The following is a 2,257-nucleotide window of genomic DNA, read 5'->3' as shown; positions in this document are numbered from 1 at the left end:
CCGCTGATCAACATGCAGCTCGGCGAGATCATCGTCGGCGGCGTCGGCGCCGGCATGTACGGCATGCTGCTGTTCGTCATCCTCGCGATCTTTGTCGCGGGGCTCATGGTCGGCCGCACGCCCGAATATGTCGGCAAGAAAATCGAGGCGCGCGAGGTCAAGATGGCGATGCTCGCCATTCTCGTCCTGCCGCTGATGATTCTCGGCTGGACCGCCGTCGCCGTGGTCTATCCGGCGGCGGTCGCCTCCATGGCGAATGCCGGGCCGCACGGCTTCACCGAAGTGCTGTACGCTTTCACCTCGGGGGCGGCCAACAACGGCTCGGCCTTCGCGGGCCTCACCGGCAACACCTTCTTCTACAATCTCACGCTTGCCAGCGCGATGTTCGTCGGCCGCTTCTTCATGATCGTGCCGGCCATGGCGATCGCGGGCTCGCTCGCGGCCAAGAAATCGATCCCGCCGTCGATGGGGACGTTCCCCACCACGGGCGGCCTGTTCGTCGGCCTCGTCGTCGGCGTCATCCTGATCATGGGCGGCCTGACCTTCTTCCCGGCGCTCGCGCTCGGCCCCATCGTCGAGCACCTCGCGATGAACGCCGGCAACCTGTTCTGATCCAGCTCTTTCGGAGTGACCTCCATGGAACCCGTCCATAAGCCCAACAAGCGCATGCCCGTCTCGGCGATGCTGGATCCGAAGATCGTGTTGCCGGCGATCGGCGCGGCCTTCGCCAAGCTCGATCCGCGCGCCATGATCAAGAACCCCGTCATGTTCGTGGTCGAGATCGTCGCCGCGCTCACCACCGTGATCTTCCTGCGCGATCTTCTCACCGGTGGCGAGAATCTCGGCTTCACCTTCCAGATCATCCTCTGGCTGTGGTTCACCGTGCTGTTCGCCAACCTTGCCGAAGCGGTGGCCGAGGGCCGGGGCAAGGCGCAGGCCGAGACGCTGCGGAAGACTCGCACCGAGAGCCAGGCCAAGCTCCTGAGCGGTGCGGGCCGCGACTACAAGCTCGTCTCGGGCACCAGCCTGAAGGTCGGCGATCTCGTGCTGGTCGAGGCGGGCGACACGATCCCCTCGGACGGCGAGGTGATCGAGGGCGTCGCCTCCGTCAACGAGGCCGCCATCACCGGCGAGTCGGCGCCCGTGATCCGCGAGTCCGGCGGCGACCGTTCGGCGGTGACAGGCGGCACGCAGGTGCTGTCGGACTGGATCCGCGTCCGCATCACGGCAGCCCAGGGCTCGACCTTTATCGATCGCATGATCAAGCTGGTCGAGGGCGCCGAGCGGCAGAAGACGCCGAACGAGATCGCGCTCAACATCCTGCTTGCGGGTCTGACCATCATCTTCGTGTTCGCGACCGTGACGATCCCGAGCTACGCGGCCTATGCCGGCGGCTCGATCTCGGTCATCGTGCTGGTCGCGCTGTTCGTGACGCTGATCCCGACCACGATCGGGGCGCTGCTGTCGGCGATCGGCATCGCCGGCATGGACCGCCTGGTGCGCTTCAACGTCCTGGCGATGTCTGGCCGCGCGGTCGAAGCCGCCGGTGACGTCGACACGCTGCTGCTCGACAAGACCGGAACGATCACGCTCGGCAACCGGCAGGCGACCGCGTTCCGTCCGGTGCGCGGCGTCACCGAGCAGGAGCTGGCGGACGCCGCCCAGCTCGCCTCGCTCGCCGACGAGACGCCGGAAGGCCGCTCCATCGTCGTGCTGGCCAAGGAGAAGTACGGCATCCGCGGCCGCGACATGGCGGAGCTGGGAGCGACCTTCGTTCCGTTCACGGCCCAGACCCGCATGAGTGGCGTCGATGCCGGCGGCTCCTCGGTACGCAAGGGCGCGGTCGATGCCATCCTCAATTATGTCGGCGGGGGGGCGTCGACTGCGATCGCCTCGGGCAATGCGGCGCGGGCCATGCAGCCCGTGGCCCTGTCGGAAGCGGGCCGCGAGATCAGCGCCATTGCCGACGAGGTCTCCAAATCGGGCGGCACGCCGCTGGCGGTCGCCAAGGACGGCAAGCTGCTGGGCATTGTCCAGCTCAAGGACATCGTCAAGGGCGGCATTCGCGAGCGCTTCGCGGAGCTGCGCCGCATGGGGATCCGCACCATCATGATCACCGGCGACAATCCGATGACGGCCGCCGCCATCGCCGCCGAGGCCGGCGTCGACGACTTCCTGGCGCAGGCAACGCCCGAGGACAAGCTCAAGCTGATCCGGGACGAGCAGGCCAAGGGCAAGCTGGTGGCTATGTGCGGCG

Annotated in this window: 2 protein-coding genes; both read left to right on the top strand. The window is 67.3% G+C overall.

Annotated elements, in window-relative coordinates:
• A partial coding sequence (locus JHD07_RS30930) for a potassium-transporting ATPase subunit KdpA (RefSeq protein ID WP_291629031.1) occupies window positions 1–612 on the top strand: 612 nt, incomplete at its 5' end.
• A 24-nt stretch (window positions 613–636) separates the two neighbouring features.
• Window positions 637–2,257: potassium-transporting ATPase subunit KdpB (gene kdpB, locus JHD07_RS30925; RefSeq protein ID WP_291629029.1), on the top strand; the 1,621-nt coding region annotated here is incomplete at its 3' end.

The sequence above is a fragment of the Bradyrhizobium sp. genome, assembly GCF_016462955.1.
Classification (GTDB): Bacteria; Pseudomonadota; Alphaproteobacteria; order Rhizobiales; family Xanthobacteraceae; genus Bradyrhizobium.
Note: the sequence above shows the minus strand (reverse complement) of the source record. Positions and strands in the feature narration are given on the sequence as shown.